Origin of the sequence: Neisseria sp. HMSC078H04 (genome assembly GCF_001838135.1) — a bacterium.
Classification (GTDB): Bacteria; Pseudomonadota; Gammaproteobacteria; order Burkholderiales; family Neisseriaceae; genus Neisseria.
Genome location: NZ_KV835849.1, coordinates 214406 through 235245 on the forward strand (window position 1 = coordinate 214406; position 20840 = coordinate 235245).

The 20840-nt window shown below is 50.1% G+C and carries 21 protein-coding genes; 10 read left to right on the forward strand and 11 right to left on the reverse strand.

The window, feature by feature from the left end:
* Positions 1-116: 116 nt before the first annotated feature.
* Positions 117-956: a KPN_02809 family neutral zinc metallopeptidase gene (locus tag HMPREF2560_RS06765; protein ID WP_070608227.1), complete on the reverse strand. Its 840-nt coding sequence runs from the start codon at positions 954-956 to the stop codon at positions 117-119.
* Positions 957-1142: 186 nt separating this feature from the next.
* On the opposite strand from HMPREF2560_RS06765, the gene HMPREF2560_RS06770 reads away from it, so the two are divergent.
* A complete protein-coding gene (locus HMPREF2560_RS06770) occupies positions 1143-1640 on the forward strand; it encodes a YbhB/YbcL family Raf kinase inhibitor-like protein (RefSeq protein ID WP_002232090.1) in 498 nt (165 codons plus the stop codon).
* Between the two features lie 76 nt (positions 1641-1716).
* Here HMPREF2560_RS06770 and HMPREF2560_RS06775 read toward each other — a convergent pair whose 3' ends face one another.
* The 3 genes from HMPREF2560_RS06775 to HMPREF2560_RS06785 all read right to left on the reverse strand — a co-directional run bounded on the left by HMPREF2560_RS06775 (position 1717) and on the right by HMPREF2560_RS06785 (position 5198).
* Positions 1717-2226 carry a peptidylprolyl isomerase gene (locus HMPREF2560_RS06775; protein WP_004519830.1) on the reverse strand — a complete coding sequence of 170 codons (510 nt, stop codon included), beginning with the start codon at positions 2224-2226 and terminating at the stop codon, positions 1717-1719.
* A 118-nt stretch (positions 2227-2344) separates the two neighbouring features.
* Positions 2345-3760, reverse strand: coding sequence for an SLC13 family permease (locus HMPREF2560_RS06780; protein ID WP_070608228.1), 1416 nt, complete (start codon positions 3758-3760; stop codon positions 2345-2347).
* Between the two features lie 265 nt (positions 3761-4025).
* Positions 4026-5198, reverse strand: coding sequence for a sugar transporter (locus tag HMPREF2560_RS06785; protein ID WP_070608229.1), 1173 nt, complete (start codon positions 5196-5198; stop codon positions 4026-4028).
* 144 nt (positions 5199-5342) lie between these two features.
* Here HMPREF2560_RS06785 and HMPREF2560_RS06790 point away from each other — a divergent pair, with 144 nt between their 5' ends.
* The 6 genes from HMPREF2560_RS06790 (at position 5343) to HMPREF2560_RS06815 (ending at position 9812) form a co-directional block, all read left to right on the forward strand.
* Entirely contained in the window at positions 5343-5552 is a 210-nt protein-coding gene (locus tag HMPREF2560_RS06790; RefSeq protein ID WP_049344680.1) for a heavy-metal-associated domain-containing protein, read from the forward strand.
* Positions 5553-5702: 150 nt separating this feature from the next.
* Complete coding sequence (locus HMPREF2560_RS06795) at positions 5703-7865, forward strand: heavy metal translocating P-type ATPase (RefSeq protein WP_070608230.1); 2163 nt, start codon at positions 5703-5705, stop codon at positions 7863-7865.
* A gap of 74 nt (positions 7866-7939) precedes the next feature.
* Positions 7940-8299, forward strand: coding sequence for a hypothetical protein (locus HMPREF2560_RS06800; protein ID WP_063068181.1), 360 nt, complete (start codon positions 7940-7942; stop codon positions 8297-8299).
* Between the two features lie 131 nt (positions 8300-8430).
* On the forward strand, positions 8431-8688 hold the full coding sequence (locus tag HMPREF2560_RS06805) for a hypothetical protein (RefSeq protein ID WP_070608231.1): 258 nt from the start codon (positions 8431-8433) through the stop codon (positions 8686-8688).
* A 123-nt stretch (positions 8689-8811) separates the two neighbouring features.
* On the forward strand, positions 8812-9378 hold the full coding sequence (locus HMPREF2560_RS06810; RefSeq protein WP_070608232.1) for an SGNH/GDSL hydrolase family protein: 567 nt from the start codon (positions 8812-8814) through the stop codon (positions 9376-9378).
* A gap of 119 nt (positions 9379-9497) precedes the next feature.
* Positions 9498-9812 (forward strand): CsbD family protein, encoded by a 315-nt coding sequence (locus HMPREF2560_RS06815; RefSeq protein ID WP_063068178.1) that lies wholly within the window; start codon positions 9498-9500, stop codon positions 9810-9812.
* A gap of 64 nt (positions 9813-9876) precedes the next feature.
* On the opposite strand, the gene trpD is transcribed toward HMPREF2560_RS06815, so the two are convergent.
* Positions 9877-10905: an anthranilate phosphoribosyltransferase gene (gene trpD / locus HMPREF2560_RS06820; protein ID WP_070608233.1), complete on the reverse strand. Its 1029-nt coding sequence runs from the start codon at positions 10903-10905 to the stop codon at positions 9877-9879.
* Positions 10906-10993: 88 nt separating this feature from the next.
* Positions 10994-11584, reverse strand: coding sequence for an aminodeoxychorismate/anthranilate synthase component II (locus HMPREF2560_RS06825; protein WP_070608234.1), 591 nt, complete (start codon positions 11582-11584; stop codon positions 10994-10996).
* 175 nt (positions 11585-11759) lie between these two features.
* Here HMPREF2560_RS06825 and HMPREF2560_RS06830 point away from each other — a divergent pair, with 175 nt between their 5' ends.
* The 3 genes from HMPREF2560_RS06830 to kdsA all read left to right on the forward strand — a co-directional run bounded on the left by HMPREF2560_RS06830 (position 11760) and on the right by kdsA (position 14680).
* Entirely contained in the window at positions 11760-13301 is a 1542-nt protein-coding gene (locus HMPREF2560_RS06830; protein WP_070608235.1) for a YdgA family protein, read from the forward strand.
* A gap of 78 nt (positions 13302-13379) precedes the next feature.
* A complete protein-coding gene (panD, locus tag HMPREF2560_RS06835) occupies positions 13380-13763 on the forward strand; it encodes an aspartate 1-decarboxylase (protein WP_003678944.1) in 384 nt (127 codons plus the stop codon).
* Positions 13764-13837: 74 nt separating this feature from the next.
* Positions 13838-14680, forward strand: a complete 843-nt coding sequence (kdsA, locus tag HMPREF2560_RS06840; protein ID WP_036472435.1) for a 3-deoxy-8-phosphooctulonate synthase — start codon at positions 13838-13840, stop codon at positions 14678-14680.
* Between the two features lie 57 nt (positions 14681-14737).
* On the opposite strand, the gene mutL is transcribed toward kdsA, so the two are convergent.
* The 5 genes from mutL to trpE form a co-directional block, all read right to left on the reverse strand.
* On the reverse strand, positions 14738-16714 hold the full coding sequence (gene mutL / locus HMPREF2560_RS06845) for a DNA mismatch repair endonuclease MutL (RefSeq protein ID WP_070608236.1): 1977 nt from the start codon (positions 16712-16714) through the stop codon (positions 14738-14740).
* Positions 16715-16750: 36 nt separating this feature from the next.
* Positions 16751-17233, reverse strand: a complete 483-nt coding sequence (locus HMPREF2560_RS06850; RefSeq protein WP_003683615.1) for a GNAT family N-acetyltransferase — start codon at positions 17231-17233, stop codon at positions 16751-16753.
* A 72-nt stretch (positions 17234-17305) separates the two neighbouring features.
* Positions 17306-18442 carry a 5-(carboxyamino)imidazole ribonucleotide synthase gene (locus tag HMPREF2560_RS06855; protein WP_070608237.1) on the reverse strand — a complete coding sequence of 379 codons (1137 nt, stop codon included), beginning with the start codon at positions 18440-18442 and terminating at the stop codon, positions 17306-17308.
* A gap of 2 nt (positions 18443-18444) precedes the next feature.
* Positions 18445-19203, reverse strand: coding sequence for an abortive infection system antitoxin AbiGi family protein (locus HMPREF2560_RS06860; protein WP_070608238.1), 759 nt, complete (start codon positions 19201-19203; stop codon positions 18445-18447).
* 38 nt (positions 19204-19241) lie between these two features.
* Positions 19242-20717, reverse strand: coding sequence for an anthranilate synthase component I (trpE, locus tag HMPREF2560_RS06865; RefSeq protein ID WP_070608239.1), 1476 nt, complete (start codon positions 20715-20717; stop codon positions 19242-19244).
* Positions 20718-20840: the final 123 nt, after the last annotated feature.

A 20840-nucleotide genomic window follows, 5' to 3' on the forward strand; every position in this document is an offset into this window, starting at 1 on the left:
TTTCCTTTGAATTTAAGGGAAAATAATAGGCGTTATTTTAACACGGCTAAAAGGCCGTCTGAAGAATTCAGACGGCCTTTTGTCGTTACATCAAAGAACAGTGTTGTTTGGACGAATCAATTGTTGAAAGTGTTGCACTGGTTGATATCGCCGCTTTCCAAGCCGCGCTTGAGCCAAGTCATGCGTTCTTCGGACGAGCCATGGGTAAAGCTGTCGGGAACGACATAGCCCTGAGCCTGTTTCTGCAAGCGGTCGTCGCCGACGGATTCAGCAGCCAGCATGGCTTTTTGAATGTCTTCGGCTTTGAAGATGTTGTTGTTGACGGCGTAGTGTCCCCAAATACCGGCGAAACAGTCGGCCTGCAATTCGAGTTTGACGGAAAGGGCATTGGCCTCTTTCTTGCCGACTTGTTGTTGCATTTTGTGAACTTTAGGCAGAATGCCGAGCAGGTTTTGAACGTGATGGCCGACTTCATGGGCAATAACATAGGCAAACGCGGCATCGCTGGCGGATTCGAGCTTGGTGCGCATGTCTTCGTAGAAGCTCAAATCCAAATAAACTTTTTGGTCGCCCGGGCAGTAAAACGGCCCCATGGCTGATTGGCCCGTACCGCAGGCGGTGGACGTACCGCCTTCATACAACACCATGGTTGTCGGTGTATAGCGTTGGCCGTGTTGTTGGAAATATTTGCTCCATGCTTTTTCCGTCTCGGCAAGGACGACACGGGACAGTTCGTTTAATTCGGCTTCTTGTTGGCTGTCGAGTCGGGAAGCTTGCTGGGTAGGAATGCCCATCGAAGATGAGCCGCCAACCAAACCGCTCAAATCCACGCCGTAATATGCGCCGACCAAAACCACGATAATGCCGAGTATGCCCGGTGTTTTGCCGCCACCGCCGCCGCGGCTTCCGCGGCGATCTTCGACGTTTTGGCTTTGTTCACGACCTTTCCAATCCATAATGCGTATCCTGTGTAGTTTTCATGCGGCGGATTATACTATGGAATGTCAAATGTGTTTGATCGAGTTGTGAATATTGCTTGAGGCCGTCTGAAAATGCGACATCGGGAAAGTGAAAACGGCAGTATCTTTCAGACGGCCTTGGGGTTTGTTAGAATGAACAAACCTACTATTGGGAGATATAAGATGAAAGTCAGCAGTAAAGCTATTGTCAACGGCGAATTTGAAGACAAATACGGCAAGCGCGGCAGCCAGTTCAGCCCGAGCGGTATGCCTTCTTATTCGATTCCTTTTGAGATTGAAGATGCGCCTGAAGGAACAAAATCGTTTGCCGTGGTGTTGGAAGACAAAGATGCCATTTCGGCATCGGGTTTCGTATGGACGCATTGGTTGATTTCGGATTTGAAACGTACTTCCGTGGCAGAAAATGAAAGTATTTCTGCAACAGATTTCACACAGGGTGCGAACACTTGGGCAAGCGCGTTGGGTAAATTTGAAATCGAAGAGGCTTCTTTTTACGGCGGTATGGCACCACCGAACAACCGCCATCGTTATGAACTGATTGTGTACGCGCTGGATACCGTTTTGGATTTGCCGCGGGGTTTCCGCTTTAATGAGCTGCATTTTGCCATGCAGGGCCATGTGTTGGATTCGGCATGCGTGGTCGGTACTTATGATGTGTGACGGTATGCATCATTATTGAAAAACATCCTGTCCGTTTTTAATTCGGACAGGCTGTTTTTATGGGAAATCAAATCAATTAAACCACTTCGGCTTTAGTGATGATGACAGGTTCGCTCGGTACGTCGTCGTGGTAGCCGTGACGTTTGGTAGAAACGCCTTCGATGGCATCGACAACGTCAAAACCGTCAACGACTTTACCGAATACGGCATAGCCCCAGTCTTGAACGACGGTTTTGCCGTACAACTCTTTAGAACGGAAGTTCAGGAAAGCGTTGTCGGCAGTGTTGATGAAGAATTGCGCGCTGGCAGAGTGCGGATCGGAAGTACGCGCCATGGCGATGGTGTATTTTTCGTTAGGCAAACCGTTGGACGCTTCGTTTTGAATCGGATCGCGGGTTTCTTTTTCGTTCATGTTTTCATCCATGCCGCCGCCTTGAATCATGAAGCCTTTGATGACGCGGTGGAAGATTACGCCGTCGTAGAAGCCGTCTTTAACGTATTGCTCGAAGTTTTTAGCAGTAACGGGGGCTTTGTCGAAATCGAGTTCGATTTTGATGTCGCCTTTGTTGGTGTGCAGGATAATCATGGGTTTCCTTTCGTTAGAATCCAGTTTTGAATAACTCGTTAAATTGTGTCTGAACGACAAACTTCAAGGCCGTCTGAAAAATATTCTTTCAGACGGCCTTGTTGTTTAGGTCGATGGTTTACATCAGTACAGCATAAGCCCACAGAGCAACCAATACCACGCAGAGGATGTTCAGCAATAAGCCGACATTCATCATTTCGCGTTGCTTGATTAAGCCTGTACCGAACACAATCGCGTTAGGCGGTGTGGCAACCGGCAACATGAAGGCACAAGATGCGCCGACACCGATGACGAATACCAAGACTTGTTCAGGCAGACCCATTTGCGCGGCAATGCTGGCGAAAATAGGCACAAGCAGGGCGGCGGAGGCGGTGTTACTGGTGAACTCGGTCAGGAAGATGATGAAGGTCGCAACCACGAAAATCACCAGCAATGCAGGAGAATGGGAGAACGTAGAAGCAACTTGCTGACCCAGTGCTTCAGATGCGCCGGAAGATTGCAACAACGCGCTCAAGCTGATACCGCCACCGAAGAGCATCAATACACCCCAGTCGGTATTGCGGGCAACTTCTTTCCATTGCGCCACGCCGAATACGACGACGGCAACGGCGGCAATCAGGGCGATAACGGTATCGGGGTTGGAAATATCAAATGCGGCTTTGATTTTGGAGCTGAATACCCAAGCGATGGCGGCTGCCAAGAAAATCAACAACGCGATAACGCGGTGCAAAGTCCAAGGGATAGATTCGGCTTTAACTTCCACGCGCTCGTTCAAATTAGGCTTGAGGATGACGTACATGGAGAACAGCATCAACGGCAGAATCAATAGCATCATCGGCAGGCCGAGCTTCATCCAGCCGACGAAGTCCAAGTTCAGCGCTTTGGCGGCAATCATGTTCGGCGGAGAACCGACCACGGTACCCAAGCCGCCGATACTGGCGCAGTAGGCGATACCGAGCAGGACGAAAACGTAGGTTTTGCGTTCTTTTTCTTGATCGAGGTGGCTCATCATACCCATGGCCAAAGGCAGCATCATGGCGGCGGTTGCGGTGTTGCTGATCCACATAGACAGGAAGGCGGTAACGGCAAACAGCATCAGCACGGCAACTTTCATATTGCCGCGGGACAGGCGCAACAGGCTGACGGCGATTTTACGGTCGAGACGTTGCATGTGCAGTGCGGTGGCAAGTGCGAAGCCGCCGAAGAAGATGTAAATCGTCGGATCGGCAAAGCCCGCCATCGCCTTTTTGATGTCCATGTCGGGGAAGCCGAGTACGACGGCGAGAATCGGCACCATCAATGCGGTTACCGTAATGTGGACGGCTTCGGTAAACCAAAGCGCGGCAACGAAAATCAACAGCGCGATGCCTTTGTTGGCGTCGGGGCTGTAGGGAAGGATGTAATAAATGCCGAAGCAGACAACAGCAGAGATAATGGTCGTCAGCAGTCCTTTAAAATCGGTAATCGGCTTCTGCGCACTGAGAAGCTCGACGTTCTCAGGATGCTGAGTCTTATCCTTGGCGTTTAAGTCCATGATGTATTCCTCTGAAACATGATTGGTTTTTCTTTTCAGCCGTACGTTCAGACGGCCTAATAGACGACAGTATATTTGTAATTTAATGTAGTGTAAACAAATTGTAAATTATTTTTTAAAAATGAAATGAAAACCGGATAAGCAGCAAGAAAACTGCTTATCCGGCGGAATGAAGACCCATCGTGGGTTAATAAGCATCAGGACAAATCGGTAAAACTGCCAAAATTACGGCCGGGTCAGTAATACCATCCTGATTTATATGGATTTAAACATTTTGCGTCAGATTGTCTTGTTCTTTAAACAACAAACCGCAAACGGCCAAACCTGCCGCCGCCAGCAAGGCTCCGGCAATGCCGATATTGGAAAGGCCGAACCAGACGGTTACATAATGTCCCAAAAGCGCACCGCCGCCGATGCCGACATTGTACAAACCTGAATAAATCGAGTTGGCCACATCTGTTGCATCCGAGGCGAATGCCAAGACCTTCGATACCATGCCCAAGCTGACGATGACGATGGCCACGCCCCAAATAAACACCAGCACGTACACCGCATAAGGGAAAGAGGCAAACGGCAGAAGCAGCAGAGCGGAGAGCAGGATGACCGCCACCGCGCCAAGCATAAACAGGCGTTGCGATTTGGCAAACCATTTGCCAAACAGATAAGAAGCGGCGAAGCCTGCCAAACCGTATAGGCTCAAAACGATGGTGACCTGTTCAGCCTTAAATCCGCCAACTTGCAATACAAAAGGCTCGATATAGCTGTATGCCGTGAAATGTGCCGTAATAATCAATACCGTCATGGTATAGAGCAGCATCAGGTTGCGGCGTTTGAACAAACTCGGCAGGCTGCTTAAAGAGCCGGTATTTTGGCTGGGTAAAGCAGGCAGGTTTTTGGCCAACACCAGCATTACGCCGGCAGCGCAAACCCCGATCAGTAGGAAGCTGAGCTGCCAGCCGAAGTATTGCCCGACCACGCGCCCCAGCGGAATACCCAAAACCATCGCTAAAACCGTACCCGTACTGAGCAAGCCCAAAGCTTGATTGGTTTTGCCGGCGGGGGCAAGCCGTACCGCCAAAGAAGCCGTAATCGACCAAAAGACCGCGTGTGTCAGCGCAATCCCGATACGGCTGACCAAGAGGATGTTGAAGTTCCAAGAAAAGAACGACAGCGCGTGAAACAGCGCAAACAGTGCAAACAGCATCAGCAATAATTTGCGCCGTTCGATGTTTTTCGTCATCAGCATCAGCGGCAGCGATAGGAGCGCAACAATCCACGCATACACCGTAATCATCATGCCCACTTCCGTTGCCGCTTTGCCAAAGCTCTGACCGATGTCGCTCAAAAGCGCAATCGGAATGTATTCGGTGGTATTGAAAATAAACGCCCCCACCGCCAGCGCGCATACGCTAACCCATTGTTTGAATGTTGAAGTCATTATTATGTCCGTTTGATGAAGCAAAAGGCGTTATTGTACGCCTATCTGCATTTTTCAGACGGACTTAATGAAGAATTTGCAAGCCGTTGGCGTAAGGAGTAAAGTGTTTGGCAATTATCTTTGTCTGAACGAAAGGAAATACAAATGCAAACAGTTACCCTCAACATCGACGGCATGACCTGCGGCGGCTGCGTGAAAAGCGTAACCCGTCTTTTGGAAGGCGTAGAAGGCGTGGAAAAAGCAGAAGTCAGCTTGGAAAACAAAAATGCAGTGATTACTTTTGATGAAAGCAAGACAGATGCCGACGCGCTGATTGATGCCGTAGAAGACGGCGGCTACGATGTTGCTTTGTAACCGATAAGCGTATTTTTGAATAAAGGCCGTCTGAAACGCTTCAGACGGCCTTTGTCTCTTGATAACTTACTTTTTGCCATTATGTCGTTTTCGTTTGATAATATATAAACACGAAAAACACCCGCCAAACAATCAATAGGAGGCTTTGCCATGCAACAAAAAGTCCGTTTCCAAATCGAAGGCATGACCTGTCAGGCCTGCGCTTCGCGTATTGAAAAAGTGTTGAACAAAAAAGATTTTGTCGAATCGGCGGGGGTGAACTTCGCCAGCGAGGAGGCGCAGGTTACGTTTGACGACAGCAAAACCTCCGCAGCCGACATTGCCAAAATCATTGAGAAAACCGGTTACGGCGCGAAGGAAAAAATGGAAGACGCGCTGCCGCAGCCCGAAGAAACAGCGCATGTAAGCTGGAGGCTGTGGCTTTTGCTGGCCATCAATATCCCGTTCCTAATCGGCATGGCAGGCATGATGATTGGGCGGCACGATTGGATGATTCCGCCTGTATGGCAATTTGTACTGGCAAGTATTGTGCAGCTTTGGCTGGCAATCCCGTTTTACAAAAGCGCGTGGGCGAGCATTAAAGGCGGACTGGCGAATATGGACGTGTTGGTTACCATTGGTACGGTGTCGATTTACCTGTATTCCGTCTATATGCTGTTTTTCAGCCCGCACGCGGCGCACGGCATGGCACACGTGTATTTTGAAGTAGGCGTGATGGTGATCGGTTTTGTGTCGCTGGGCAAATTTTTGGAACACCGCACTAAAAAATCCAGCCTGAACAGCTTGGGCTTGCTGCTCAAACTCACGCCGACTCAAGTCAATGTACAACGCAACGGCGAATGGCAACAGCTTCCCATCGACCAAGTGCAAATCGGCGACCTAATCCGCGCCAACCACGGCGAACGCATTGCCGCCGACGGCATCATTGAAAGCGGCTGCGGTTGGGCGGATGAGAGTCATCTTACCGGCGAATCCAATCCTGAAGAGAAAAAGGCAGGCGGCAAAGTGTTGGCAGGCGCGCTGATGACCGAAGGCAGCGTGGTGTACCGCGCCACGCAGCTCGGCAGCCAAACCCTGCTCGGCGACATGATGAACGCGCTATCCGAAGCGCAAGGCAGCAAGGCACCGATTGCGCGTGTGGCGGATAAGGCGGCGGCGGTGTTCGTGCCAACTGTCGTGGGCATTGCACTTTTGACTTTTATTGTTACTTGGCTGGTGAAAGGCGATTGGACGATTGCACTAATGCACGCCGTTGCTGTTTTGGTGATTGCCTGTCCGTGCGCACTCGGTTTGGCAACCCCTGCCGCGATTATGGTCGGCATGGGTAAAGCAGTGAAACACGGCATTTGGTTTAAAGACGCGGCGGCGATGGAAGAAGCTGCCCACGTCGATGCCGTCGTGTTGGACAAAACCGGCACGCTGACCGAAGGCAAGCCGCAGGTTGCCGCCGTTTATTGCGTTCCCGACAGCGGCTTTGACGAAGACGCTTTGTACCGCATCGCCGCCGCCGTCGAACAAAACGCCGCTCATCCGCTTGCCCGCGCCATCGTTTCCGCCGCCCAAGCGCGCGGTTTGGACATTCCCGCCGCACAAAACGCGCAAACCGTTGTCGGCGCAGGCATTACCGCCGAAGTGGAAGGCGTGGGTTTGGTGAAAGCAGGCAAAGCCGAATTTGCCGAATTGACCTTGCCGAAGTTTTCAGACGGCGTTTGGGACATTGCAAGCATTGTTGCAGTCTCAGTCGATAACAAACCTATCGGCGCATTCGCACTTGCAGACGCGTTGAAAGCCGATACCGCCGAAGCCGTAGGCCGTCTGAAAAAACACAATATCGATGTCTATATTATGAGCGGCGACAACCAAGGCACGGTCGAATATGTCGCCAAACAACTGGGCATCGCACACGCCTTTGGTAATATGAGTCCGCGCGATAAAGCCGCCGAAGTGCAGAAACTCAAAGCCGCCGGCAAAACCGTGGCGATGGTCGGCGACGGCATCAACGACGCGCCCGCGCTCGCTGCCGCCAACGTCAGCTTTGCGATGAAAGGCGGTGCGGATGTTGCCGAACACACTGCGTCCGCCACGCTGATGCAGCATTCGGTCAACCAGCTCGCCGATGCCCTGCTGGTGTCGCAGGCGACTTTGAAAAACATCAAACAAAACCTGTTTTTCGCCTTCTTCTACAATATCTTGGGTATTCCGCTCGCCGCACTCGGCTTTTTAAATCCCGTCATCGCAGGCGCGGCAATGGCGGCAAGCTCGGTGTCGGTATTGGGTAATGCCTTGCGCCTGAAACGGGTGAATATTGAGTGAAACGTGGCAAAGGCCCTCTAAAAACCATACGCCCAGTTTCATTTTTCAGGTAGCCTCAAACTAGGAATCAAACGATGAAAAGCTATACGCTCGATATTCCCCACTTTGAATACCCTGAATCATTTGAAAAAATCGTCGAACTGAATTTAGTCGATTTCGATATTTGGCATCTGCTCGATAGCGATTGGGCCGCCAAGCTATACCAAGGCATGCAAACGCGTTATCCCAATAGAAAACTGATTCCCTTCGCCAAACGCAGCGATTGCGATGACACTGCCTGCTTCGAAATCGGCAAAGGCGGCACAGTCCAGCTTATCCACGACTTTGCTGACCCCGGCTGGGAGCAGCGTCAAGAATTCCCCGATTGCTGGGCATGGCTCGCCCAAGCGGTAAACGATATGATCGAACACAATCGGGAAGACGATATCCTGTAAACATCAGGCATGTTGGTTTTAGCCAAGGAAATGCAACGTTGAGCGTCACGCTGAGGCCGTCTGAAGACTGTTTTTCAGACGGCCTTTAATCCATATTTTCTGATTTTGAGATCCAAGCGGGAGTATGTCGTATGGACATGATGTTGTTTACCAATATTGTATTGATTGTTTTATGTATTTTTACCATGTTGCTGGTGTGGTCGCGCAACTGGAAACGCAAGCAGGCGTATTTTGAGAAAATCAAAAGCAATCCGGAAAACCTCAAATGGGTTGGGCAAAATCTGACCGGTCAGGAATGGAAGGATTTGAAAGACGTGAGCGATCGTTTTGGGCTGCCCATGTTGCAGGCCAAGCAATTAATTGATTTTTATAAAAACAGTCAGTGTTAATTTATGATTTAACGATAGAATTTGACTGAAGTTAAGGCCGTCTGAAATAGCACTCTTATAATAATATTAAGTGATATTTCAGACGGCCTTGCTGTTTGTTCAAATAAAGGGAGGAGAACAAAAATGACTGTTTACTTAATCGGCGACTCCGTGCGGCTTGCTTCGGAGCCTTACACGCGCGCCGCTTTGCCTGAGGTGGATATTGTTTCTCCATCGGAAAACTGCCGTTCGTCGCATGATGTGTTAGAGCATATCGGGCAAGGGACAGAGGGCGCGACTGTGGGAGACATTATCCACATCAACTGCGGTTTGCACGATATCCGCCACAATCAAGGCTGTAATGAGCCGGTGGCCGATATAGAAACCTATCGCAATAACCTGACCCAAATTTTCGATTATCTGAAACAGACAGGTGCAAAAATTATTTGGGCGAGCAGTACGCCCTTTTTGGAAAGCGTACACAATATCCTCAAACCCTCGCGCCGCTATCTGGCTGATTTGAAGGCCTATAACCGTGTGGCGGAGGATTTGGCAAGGCAATATGGTTTTGCTGTCAATGATTTATACAGCTTGATGTTTGAGCAGGACTTGACTGATGTGATGCTGTGTGACGGGCTTCATTTCAATGAGTTCGGCAGTAAGATGATAGGCAAGGCAGTAGCCGAAGCGATATTGAAACAGATGGATTGACCTGATTTAACTCGTTTTATCATGTTTTGTCTTTCAGACGGCCTTTAAAGTTGAAACGAAGCCCCCGACATAAGGTAATGCAGCACTAATCTTATCAACATTAATCCAGGAGTATAACCATGAGCGGCGAATTAGATAAAATCAGCGGTAAAGTAAAAGAAGTGGCTGGCGATGTATCCAGCAATGCTAAACTTGAAGCTGAAGGCTTGGTTCAACAAGGCGTTGGCAAAGTAAAAGAAGCAGCATCAGATATTGAAAGCAAAGCCAGTGACGCTTTAGAAGAAGGTAAAGCAAAAGGTTCGCAATTGTTTGAAGAAGCTAAAGAAAAAGCAACTGCTTTAGCCGATGAAGCCAAAGAGAAAGTAGCACACTTGGCTGAAGAAGCCAAAGAAAAAGCTGAAGGCTTGATTAATGATATTAAAAGCAAATTTTAATATTTAAAGAATAAAAGGCCGTCTGAAAGATTTTTCAGACGGCCTTTGTTTATGGTTTTAAAGCTTAGGCAAACTGTTTGCCAAATTTGATAAATTCGTCTTTTTTGGCTTTGGCCTTGCCGGAGTCGATGGCTTCTTGAGCGGCTTTGACGCCATCTGCCAGCGAAGCGACCACGTTTCCTGCGTAGAGCGCAGCGGCGGCATTAAGGACAACGATATCGCGTGCGGCACCGGCTTTGCCGTCCAGCACTTCGTTCATTTTTTGCAGGGATTCTTGCGCATTTTCGACTTTGATTTCGTCTAAATTGCGGCGGACTTCCATGCCGAAATCGGCCGGGCTGATGTCGTATTCGGTAATTTTTCCGTCTTTCAGTTCGGCAACGCGGGTTTTGCCGGTCAGCGTGATTTCATCCAAACCGCCTTCGCCGCACACGACCAAAACATGTTTGGAACCAAGCTGTTGCAATACGCGGGAAAGAATGCCGCACAAGTCGATGTGGAACACGCCCAAGAGTTGGTTTGCCGCGCCGGCCGGATTGGTCAACGGGCCCAAGATATTGAAGATGCTGCGGAATCCGAGCGAACGGCGGACAGGGGCAACATAGCGCATGGCGCTGTGATGGTTGGGCGCGAACATAAAGCCGATGCCGGTTTGCTGAATGCTTTGGGCAACCTGTTCGGGGTTGAGATTGAGGTTGGCGCCCATTTGTTCCATGACATCGGCAGCGCCGCTGGATGAAGAAACGGAGCGACCGCCGTGTTTGGCAACTTGCGCGCCTGCCGCAGCCGCGACAAACATAGAAGTCGTGGAAATATTGAAAGTTTTGGCACCATCGCCGCCCGTGCCGACAATATCGACCAAGTCATCGGCGTTTTCCAGCGGCACTTTAGTGGCAAATTCACGCATCACGCTGGCTGCGGCGGTAATCTCGGAAACGGTTTCAACTTTAATCCGCAGGCCGGTCAGGATGGCGGCGATTTGCTCGGGCGGAACTTGGCCGCTCATGATTTGGCGCATGAGGTCGGTCATTTCATCGTAGAAAAGTTCGTTATTGCTGATGAGGCGTTCAATCGCTTGTTGAGGGGTAATCATGATTTTTCCTTTGTTCGTGTCCGATGTGATTCAGGCCGTCTGAAAATGCGGTTTGAACACTGTCAAACACCTTTCAGACGGCCTTTCATTAAGATTTTTGCGGACGATAGTCTTTAAATTCTTCCAGGAAGTTTTTCAGCATATCGTGGCCGTGTTCGGTCAGCAGGGCTTCGGGGTGGAACTGTACGCCTTCGACGGCATATTCTTTGTGGCGTACGCCCATGATTTCGCCGTCTTCCGTCCATGCGGTAATTTCGAGGCAGTCGGGCAGGGTGGCTCGATCGATGGCCAGGCTGTGGTAGCGTGTGCAGTTGACCGGATTGGGCAGGTCTTTAAACATGCCTGTGCCGTGATGGAAAACGGGGGAGACTTTGCCGTGCATCATCGTTTGCGCGCGCACGACATTGCCGCCGAACGCTTCGCCCATGGTTTGATGGCCGAGGCACACGCCCATGACGGGCAGCCTGCTGGCAAAGTGCTGCATGGCTGCAACAGAAATGCCTGCTTCTTTAGGAGAACAAGGGCCCGGACCGATGACCAGATATTGAGGTTTTAGGGCTTCGATTTCTTCGATGGTGATTTCATCGTTGCAGCGAACCAAAACTTCCTGCCCCAATTCGGCAAAGTATTGGACGATGTTGTAGGTGAAGCTGTCGTAGTTATCAATGAATAAAAGCATTTGCAAACCTTTAATGACATCTTGGCAGACAGGGTAAGGCCTGCCAAAAGTGTAAAAATCGTTTATGTTTGCATAATATCACAATCTTTACCTAAAGGCCGTCTGAAACGGCGGATAAGACAAAACAGCTAAAAAATGCTATGCTTTACGCTTTGAACCTAATCTGTTTGAAGTGATGAAAAAGTATCTTATCCCGACTGCCGCCGTTGTTGTCGCCGCTGCGCTCGGCACGCCTTATTATCTTGGTGTCAAAGCGGAAGAAAGCCTGACCGAGCAACAAAAGCTGTTGCAGGAATCCGGTTTCCTGACCGTTGAGTCCCACCAATACGATCGCGGCTGGTTCAGTTCAACCGAGACGACCGTCATCCGCCTCAAACCGACCCTGTTTCAAAATACGCAGAAATACCTGCCGGACAATTTGAAAACCGTCCTGCAAGAGCCGATTACGGTCATCAACCACGTGACACACGGCCCGTTTGCCGGCGGTTTCGGTACGCGTGCACACGTGGAAACCGAGTTCCAATACCATCCGGAAACCAAAAAAGTTTTGGACCGCTTCTTCGGCCAGCAAACGCCGTTGACCATGACCAATACGGTTTACCTTTCCGGCGACGGTAAACTCAGTCTCAATATCCCCGCCTTCGACTATGAAGAGCTTTCCGGTATCAAGCTCAACTGGAAAGGCTTTGGCGGCAATACCGATTACAGCCAAGGCTTTAAAAGCTATCGCCACGATTACCTTGCGCCGTCTTTACAAGTCAAATTGGCCGATAAAGGCGATGTGTCTTTGGAAAACCTGCGCTTCCAATCTGAAACGGAAGACGGCCTGACCAAGCTTTCTTTGGGTAAGAGCAGCATTACGCTGGATAAATTCCTGCTGCAATGGAAAGAAAACATCGATTACAACGTTAAGTTGAACGAACTGGTCAACCTTGTGACCAACCTGCAAATCGGTGCATTTATCAATCCGACCGGCACGATTGCTCCATCTAAAATCGAAGTCAGCAAACTGCGTTTCGATACTCAGACCGGCGAAGTTGATAAATTCATCAACAGTGAAGGCCGCTTCCAATTTGAAAGCCTGACTTATGGCGAAGACAAATACGGCCCTCTGGACATCAATGTCGCTGCCGAGCATTTGGATGCGGCATCACTTTTGGCATTGAAAAACAAAATTGCCGAAGTGTCCGTGAAGAAAATGAGCGAAGAAGAAATTCAGGCTTCCTTGATTCAGACGGCCAAAAACGAGGCTTCGGGCCTGTTTACCAATAATCCGGTTTTAAACGTCAAAACCTTCAAATTCACCATGCCTCATGGCGATGTCGATGTCAGCGGCAAACTCGCGTTTAAAGGTTTGGCAGCCAAAGACCTCAACAATTTGGGCGATATGCTGAAGAAAACCGAAGCCGACTTCAACATGAGCGTACCGCAAAAATTGTTGGAACAACTCGCCGTCAACCAAGCAAGCAGCCTGTTTAGCGTCAATGCCGAAGATGAAGCCGCAGGCCGTGCCAGCATCGACGATATCAACGAGACCTTGCGCCTGATGGTGGACAGCACCATTAAAAGCATGGCAAGCGAAAAATATTTGACCTTAGAAAACGATAATGTCAAAACCCATATGACTCTGCAAAACAGCAAGTTGAAATTAAACGGAAAAGTTCTTCAAAGCGACCCGGAACCCGAGTTCGACGAATCAGACTTTCCCAATAACTAATCCTCAATCACACAAACAGCGGTTTTAACTTCTCTGAAGTTAAAACCGCAAATCAACCCACAATCAAAAAGGAAACCCATGTTCCGTACCATGCTCGGCGGCAAAATCCACCGTGCCACCGTTACCGAAGCCGACCTCAACTACGTCGGCAGCATTACCGTTGACCAAGACCTGCTGGATGCGGCAGGTATTTGCGTGAACGAAAAAGTCGCTATCGTCAACAATAACAACGGCGAACGTCTTGAAACCTACACTATCCCCGGTGAACGCGGCAGCGGTGTCGTTTGTCTCAATGGCGCGGCCGCGCGTTTGGTTCAAAAAGGAGACATCGTGATTATCATGTCTTACGTCATGTTGTCCGAACCCGAAATTGCAGCGCATGAGCCAAAAGTCGTCCTCGTCGATGAGAACAATAAAATCCGCGACGTGATTTCTTATGAGCCGCCGCACACCGTGTTGTAATATTCAAACAAAGGCCGTCTGAAACGTTTCAGACGGCCTGTTTCCCAAATTCAACTTATCTGAAAGGCTTTGCCGTGAATATCCAAATCAACAACATCACCGTCAGCAACGATGCGCCCTTTACCCTTTTCGGCGGCATCAATGTCCTTGAAGACCTCGACTCTACGCTGAAAGCCTGTGAGCAATACGTTAAAGTAACCGATAAACTCGGCATCCCGTATGTGTTCAAAGCCTCTTTCGACAAGGCAAACCGCTCTTCCATTCACTCTTTCCGCGGTGTGGGTTTGGACGAAGGCATGAAGATTTTTCAAGCGGTGAAACGCGAGTTTAACGTTCCCGTAATTACTGACGTTCACGAGCCTTACCAATGCCAACCGGTTGCCGAAGTCTGCGATGTCATTCAGCTGCCTGCCTTCTTGGCACGCCAAACCGATTTGGTGGTGGCTATGGCGAAAACCGGCAATGTCATCAACATCAAAAAGCCGCAATTCCTCAGCCCGTCTCAAATGAAAAACATCGTCGAGAAATTCCAAGAAGCAGGCAACGAGCAAATCATTTTGTGCGAACGCGGCGCAAACTTCGGCTACGACAACTTGGTGGTCGATATGCTCGGCTTTGGCGTGATGAAAAAAACGTGTAACAACCTGCCCGTTATTTTTGACGTAACCCATTCCCTGCAAACGCGCGAATCCGGCGCTGCTGCGTCAGGCGGCCGTCGCGCCCAAGTATTGGACTTGGCGCTTGCCGGTATGGCAACCCGATTGGCCGGTTTGTTCCTTGAATCTCATGCCAATCCCGACCAAGCCAAATGCGATGGCCCAAGCGCATTGCCGCTTGCCCAATTGGAAGATTTCCTGACCCGTGTTAAAGCAATCGATGAAACCGTGAAATCGTTTGCGCCTATGGATATTCGTTAAGAGCAAATAAGTTAAAAGGCCGTCTGAAAGCATTTTCAGACGGCCTTTTTATTAGTGTTACTGTCCGCGTAAAAACAACGCATCCAATTCTTTTAATGTCAGTTTGACCCAAGTCGGACGACCGTGATTACACTGGTTGCTGCGCGGCGTGTTTTCCATATCGCGCAGGAGCGCATTCATTTCCGGCAGGGTAAGCTGACGGCCGGCGCGGACGGAGCCGTGGCAGGACATGGTGGCGAGGATGTGGTTTTCGTGTTCTTCGATGGTTTGGCTGCTGCCGACTTGGGCGAGTTCTCCCAAAACATCTTTGGCCAGTGAAACGACGTCGGCTTTGCCGAGCATGGAGGGGACGGCACGGACGGCAAGGGTATTGCCGCCCATGTCGGACAATTCCAGCCCGAAGCCTGCCAGCGTTTCGGCATGATCGGCAAGGGCGGCGCATTCTTCGTGGGACGCGGCAAAGGTTACGGGAATAAGCAGACGCTGGCTTTGCAGGTTGCCGTTTTCCTGACGTTGGTGTTTCATTTTCTCGTAGTTAACGCGTTCGGCGGCGGCGTGCATATCTATGAGCAACAGGCTGTCTTCTGCTTGGGCAAGGATGTAGATGCCAAGTAATTGGGCAATGGCAAAGCCGAGCGGCGGCAGTTCGGATTGGGATGGAAGGCCGTCTGAAAACGGCGTATCTGTTTTTTGGGTAGGCATTTCAGACGGCATGTTGCTGAAACGTGCCTGCTCGAATTGACTCAACTCAAGGTCGATGTCGTCGGTTTTTTTGTAAAGCTCGGCGTAAGTATTCATGGCCGCGCGGCTTTCGCGCAGAGACAGGCTGCGTTGTTGCGGCGCACGCGCGGCTTGGTAAGGCATGGGCGCGGTTTTGCCTGATGAATCAAAGGCATTGTGTGTATTGGATTTGTTGCCTGCCGGGTAGTTGGATGCGCTATCAAATAGATTTTCGCTGTTGTTTTCAGACGGCATTGGTGCAGGTGTAATGCCGGTAATGTCATGCAACACTTCGCCTGCGTTGCTGACGCTTTCAGTCAAGTCGGCGCGCGTGTCGGCAAGAGCTTTGTTGAGCGTGTGGAATACAAGTTGGTGTACTTGCTGGCTGTCGCGGAAGCGGATTTCGGTTTTGGTCGGGTGGACGTTGACATCCACGGCTTCGGGCGGCAGGTCGAGAAAGAGGACGAAAGCAGGCGTCAGCGCGTTGTGCAATACGTCTCGGTATGCCTGCTTGACGGCATGAAGCATGACTTTGTCGCGCACGAAGCGATGGTTGACGAAGCAGTATTGTTTGTCGGTTTTACCTTTGGCAAAGGTCGGCTTGGCAATCGCGCCATAGAGCCGCAATGCGCCATTGCCGCTGTCAATTTCCAATGAGGCCGTCTGAAAATCATCGCCGACAATGGCGGCAATACGTTCATGCAGGCTTTGTGCAGGAAGTTTGAACACTTGTTTGCCGTCGCGTTTGAGTGAGAAGGCAATGTGCGGATGCGCCAGCGCAAGACGTTCGAGCATGGTGGCGCAGTGGGCGTATTCGGTGTTTTCGGATTTGAGGAACTTGCGCCGCGCAGGAGTATTGAAGAAGAGTTCGGCAGCTTCGATGGTGGTGCCGACGGGGTGGGCGGCGGCGGTGGGGCTGCTGAGTTTGCCGTCTTCGGCTTTGACTTGGGTTGCGTGCGAACTGTCTTCTTGACGGCTGGTCAGGGTCAGGCGGCTGACTGAGGCGATACTGGCTAAACCTTCGCCACGAAAGCCCATACTGGCAACGTGTTCCAAATCGTTTAAGGTTTTGATTTTGCTGGTGGCGTGGCGGTGGAGCGCAAGCTCGATGTCGTCTGAGTGGATGCCGCTGCCGTTGTCGCTGACGCGAATCAGGCGGATACCGCCGCCGGCCAGCTCGATATCAATCGCTGTCGCGCCTGCGTCGATACTGTTTTCAACGATTTCTTTCAGAGCGTTGGCAGGGCGTTCAACCACTTCGCCGGCGGCGATTTGGTTGACAAGATGGTCGGGCAGTGCGGCAATTCGGGACATCGGTTTCTTTCAAAAAAGCAACGGCGGAAGGGAAAATTACAGGTATTTGCGCATCAATTCGCATTCGACGCGGACGGTTTTGTTCAGCTGCAACACGGCAGTACCGAGCGATTCATAACGATTGAGGCGATAGAAAGGCACGGAATTGAGCGAGGCATACAGTTTGAGAAAGCTGAGGCCTGCATTTCGTGCCATTTCTTCGGCGCGGCTGAGCAGGGCCGTACCCAAGCCGAGATTGTGGAAGAGCGGATGGACGTATAAAGCGTCCAGTTGCGCTTCTTTGAAATCGACTTGGAAGAAGCCTTGAATCAGCCCTTTGTATTCGACCACCCACAAGGCTTTGTTTTTATCGGAGATGGTTTCCAAATAGCTGTTGATGTCGAGCAGACTTTCCCATGTGTGCATAATAGTTTCATCATAACAGCGAATGCAGGCGTATTGAACGGCATGCAGATGGGCGTTGTGTATAGCTTGGCAGTCTTTTTCGGTTGCCGGACGGAGGATGGTCAGAAGGCTCATGGCGGATGGTCGGAAAAATTGATTTCAGACGGCCTTTTGCAATCAAAGGCCGTCTGAAAAAAGTGGGTAAGGTTACAGGCTTTGATGTAAGGTTTGTGCGGTTTGGAACGCGTTGTCCGCATCGTTGGCCAAGACGGTAAAGTGGCCCATTTTTCGGCCTTGGCGCGCGGCTTTTTTACCGTAAAGATGCAGATGTGCATTCGGGTTGCTTTGCAGCGGCAGCCATTCTGGTTCGCCGCCGTCTTCCTTCCAAACGTCGCCCAAAATATTCGCCATACAGCATGAAGAAAGCAGCTTGGTATCGGCGGGCGGCAGATTGCACATAATGCGTACCTGCTGCTGGAACTGGTCTGCGGCGCAGGCATCCAGCGTATGATGGCCGGAATTGTGCGGGCGCGGGGCGATTTCGTTGACGACCAATTCATGCGTGTCGCCGACGACGAACATTTCTACCGCCAATACGCCAACATAGTCCAATTCGTCCGCCAATCGTTGCGCCATCTGCCGCGCCTGTTGCTGCACGTCGGCACTCAGCCGCGCGGGGACGATGGAATAGGCAAGAATGCCGTTTTCGTGGATGTTTTCGGCGGGGTCGAAGGTTTGCACGTTTTCATCGTTCAGACGACATACGATCACGGAAATTTCGCCGCGCAAATCCACCATTTTTTCTAAAACGCAATCCACACCGCCGTGTTCGGTAAACGCGGCTTTGAGTTCGTCCACCGTTTTGACGCGGATTTGACCTTTGCCGTCGTAGCCCAATGTAGCCGTTTTCAAGATGCCAGGCAAAAATTGCGCGCTTTCTTCGCTGATGTCGTCTGAACGACAAACCACTTGATACGGCGCGGTTTGCAATCCCGCTTTGCGTATCCACGCTTTTTCCTGAATACGGTTTTGCGCGATGGCAACGCAGTCGCCGCAGGGGGAAACGTTGGTATGCTTTGCCAGAAAGCGCATCGCGTCGGCATTGACGTTTTCAAATTCAGTGGTCACTGCCGCGCATTTTGCCAACTCGTCCAAAGCGGCTTGGTCGTCAAACGGCGCGCACAAATGGCGGTCGGCAAATTCCGCCGCCGGCGCGTTCGGATCGGGGTCGAGTACGGTTACTTTGTAGCCCATGGTTTTGGCGGCAACGGTAAACATTCTGCCTAATTGGCCGCCACCGAGGATGCCGAGCATGGAAGGAGGGAGGATGAGAGAATCATGCATTGCTATAAATCTTTGTATATTGTTTCTAGTGAAATTATTTTTGATATCAGTAAATAAACTTCGTTATAATCATATTTTTTAAGATATACGGCTTGAATTTTTCTGGCAATTCCCGGTATATCTGAATCTTTTGGTACAAAAATATATTTAATATCCTTAGGTTCAAACATCAAAGAAGCAAATTCTTTAGTTTTTTTATTTTCTTCATCTATTTCTACTGAAGAGTAATCTAAAATTAGTTTCCTAATATTCTCATTATTTGGAACATATCTCCATTCAGATTCCTCATCAAACTTTTTTTCTATTTCCTTTTCCTTAACTTCCATCTTCCCTGAAACAGGTTTAATATATTTTAGCAAATCATAAAATATATCATAAATAGGATATCCTATATTCTCGACAATTTCTGAAAATCCATCTTTTTTTTCTAAAGATTCTATATATTTTAAAATTTTTTTAAATTTTTCTAATAAATCAGTTTTATCTAATACATACCAAATAGGCGACAACTCATGCTCAATAGCCCATTCTTTTGTCATTCCAATACCAAATTCCCCATAAAATTCAGTATGTTCTGAAATTTTTGATAATGGAATATCACAAAAACATACCATAGGATATGCACAAAATTCAAAGTTTTTATTTTTAGCCCAGCCGATATCCTCTCGGCAATACCTAGGCCAAAACCCATTCTCTAGGATATCAAATAAATAATCTTCCCTAGGAGTAAAATGGAATAATGTGTCTGCTTTTATAGTCATACTAATACCTAAATATAAAATTAATATAAAGACTGATTTTACCTATCTAACCCTTCCTGTACCATCTGCGCCGCCCTGACCACTGCTCGGGCCTTATTCTGCGTTTCCTGCCATTCGGAAGTCGGGTCGGAGTCGGCGACGATGCCTGCGCCGCTTTGGACGTATAGGGTATTGTTTTTCACTACGGCGGTGCGGATGGCAATCGCCAAATCCATGTCGTTGTTGAAACCCCATACGCCGACGGCGCCGCCGTAGATGCCGCGTTTGCTCGGTTCGACTTCTTCGATGATTTCCATGGCACGGACTTTGGGTGCGCCGGAAAGTGTGCCGGCGGGGAATGTGGCGGCGAGGATGTCCATGTTGGTGACGCCCTCTTTCAGACGACCTTCGACGTTGGAAACGATGTGCATCACATGGGAGTATTTTTCAATCACCATTTTGTCGGTTACTTTGACTTCGCCCGTTTTGCTGATGCGGCCGACGTCGTTGCGCCCTAAATCGATGAGCATGACGTGTTCGGCGATTTCTTTGGCGTCACTTAACAAGTCCTGCTCGTTGGCAAGGTCTTCGGCGGGGGTTTTACCGCGCAGGCGCGTACCAGCGATGGGGCGGACGATGACATCGTCGCGTTCGCGGCGGACAAGGATTTCGGGCGAGGAACCGACGATGTGGAAATCGCCGAAATCGTAGTAAAAGAGGTAAGGCGAAGGGTTGAGCGTGCGCAGAGCGCGGTAGAGGGCGAGCGGGCTGTCGGTGAATTCCATGCTCATGCGCTGGCTGGGGACGACCTGCATACAGTCGCCTGCGAAGATGTAGTCTTTGATTTTATCGACGCAGGTTTTGAACGGCTCTTCACCGAACTCGCTGACGGCTTCGGTGTGTTTGCTGCCGAGCGAAAGCGGGATGGCGCAGCTTTGGCGCAACTGGGTGCGGATGTCTTCGAGGCGTTCGCGGGCGCGTTCGTAGCCGTCGGGCTGCAAGGGATCAGCGTAAACAATGAGGTGGATTTTGCCGCTTAAATTGTCGATAACCGCCAACTCTTGCGACAGCATCAGCAAGATGTCGGGCGTGCCGAGCGGATCGGCTTTGGCGGTGTTTTTGAGGCGGTGGGCGAAGTGTTCGAAATTGTAGATGGTTTCGTAACCGAAGTAGCCGACCAGTCCGCCGGTAAAGCGCGGCAGGCTTGGGATTTCGGGCGTTTTGAAACGGTTGTGGAAGGCTTCGATAAAGGGCAGCGGATTGCCGTCGTGTTGTTCAACGATTTCGCCGTTTTGGTAAACATCGACGTGTTTGCCACTGACTTTGAGATAGTGGCTGCAAGGCAGGCCGATAAAGGAATAACGGCCGAAACGTTCGCCGCCGACAACGGATTCGAGCAGGTAGGTGAAAGGCTTGTTGGCGAGTTTGAGGTAGATTGAGAGCGGTGTGTCCAAGTCGGCAAGCAGCTCTTGAACGAGTGGAATGCGGTTGTAACCTTGTGCGGCTTGGGCTTGGTATTCTTGTTTGCTGATCATCTTGATAAGTCTTTCAGACGGCCTGTTTTAGGGTGTTAAATCGTGTGAAGAGTATAGCATTTTATTGGGATTGTTGACAGTCTGAGCGTTATGTCAGATATGGAAAACGCCGTCTGAAAAAGA

Coding starts and splice junctions, on each gene's coding strand:
- HMPREF2560_RS06765 (WP_070608227.1), bottom strand. CDS start 956: ATGGATTGGAAAGGTCGTGAACAAAGCCAAAACGTCGAAGATCGCCGC.
- HMPREF2560_RS06770 (WP_002232090.1), top strand. CDS start 1,143: ATGAAAGTCAGCAGTAAAGCTATTGTCAACGGCGAATTTGAAGACAAA.
- HMPREF2560_RS06775 (WP_004519830.1), bottom strand. CDS start 2,226: ATGATTATCCTGCACACCAACAAAGGCGACATCAAAATCGAACTCGAT.
- HMPREF2560_RS06780 (WP_070608228.1), bottom strand. CDS start 3,760: ATGGACTTAAACGCCAAGGATAAGACTCAGCATCCTGAGAACGTCGAG.
- HMPREF2560_RS06785 (WP_070608229.1), bottom strand. CDS start 5,198: ATGACTTCAACATTCAAACAATGGGTTAGCGTATGCGCGCTGGCGGTG.
- HMPREF2560_RS06790 (WP_049344680.1), top strand. CDS start 5,343: ATGCAAACAGTTACCCTCAACATCGACGGCATGACCTGCGGCGGCTGC.
- HMPREF2560_RS06795 (WP_070608230.1), top strand. CDS start 5,703: ATGCAACAAAAAGTCCGTTTCCAAATCGAAGGCATGACCTGTCAGGCC.
- HMPREF2560_RS06800 (WP_063068181.1), top strand. CDS start 7,940: ATGAAAAGCTATACGCTCGATATTCCCCACTTTGAATACCCTGAATCA.
- HMPREF2560_RS06805 (WP_070608231.1), top strand. CDS start 8,431: ATGGACATGATGTTGTTTACCAATATTGTATTGATTGTTTTATGTATT.
- HMPREF2560_RS06810 (WP_070608232.1), top strand. CDS start 8,812: ATGACTGTTTACTTAATCGGCGACTCCGTGCGGCTTGCTTCGGAGCCT.
- HMPREF2560_RS06815 (WP_063068178.1), top strand. CDS start 9,498: ATGAGCGGCGAATTAGATAAAATCAGCGGTAAAGTAAAAGAAGTGGCT.
- trpD (WP_070608233.1), bottom strand. CDS start 10,905: ATGATTACCCCTCAACAAGCGATTGAACGCCTCATCAGCAATAACGAA.
- HMPREF2560_RS06825 (WP_070608234.1), bottom strand. CDS start 11,584: ATGCTTTTATTCATTGATAACTACGACAGCTTCACCTACAACATCGTC.
- HMPREF2560_RS06830 (WP_070608235.1), top strand. CDS start 11,760: ATGAAAAAGTATCTTATCCCGACTGCCGCCGTTGTTGTCGCCGCTGCG.
- panD (WP_003678944.1), top strand. CDS start 13,380: ATGTTCCGTACCATGCTCGGCGGCAAAATCCACCGTGCCACCGTTACC.
- mutL (WP_070608236.1), bottom strand. CDS start 16,714: ATGTCCCGAATTGCCGCACTGCCCGACCATCTTGTCAACCAAATCGCC.
- HMPREF2560_RS06850 (WP_003683615.1), bottom strand. CDS start 17,233: ATGAGCCTTCTGACCATCCTCCGTCCGGCAACCGAAAAAGACTGCCAA.
- HMPREF2560_RS06855 (WP_070608237.1), bottom strand. CDS start 18,442: ATGCATGATTCTCTCATCCTCCCTCCTTCCATGCTCGGCATCCTCGGT.
- HMPREF2560_RS06860 (WP_070608238.1), bottom strand. CDS start 19,203: ATGACTATAAAAGCAGACACATTATTCCATTTTACTCCTAGGGAAGAT.
- trpE (WP_070608239.1), bottom strand. CDS start 20,717: ATGATCAGCAAACAAGAATACCAAGCCCAAGCCGCACAAGGTTACAAC.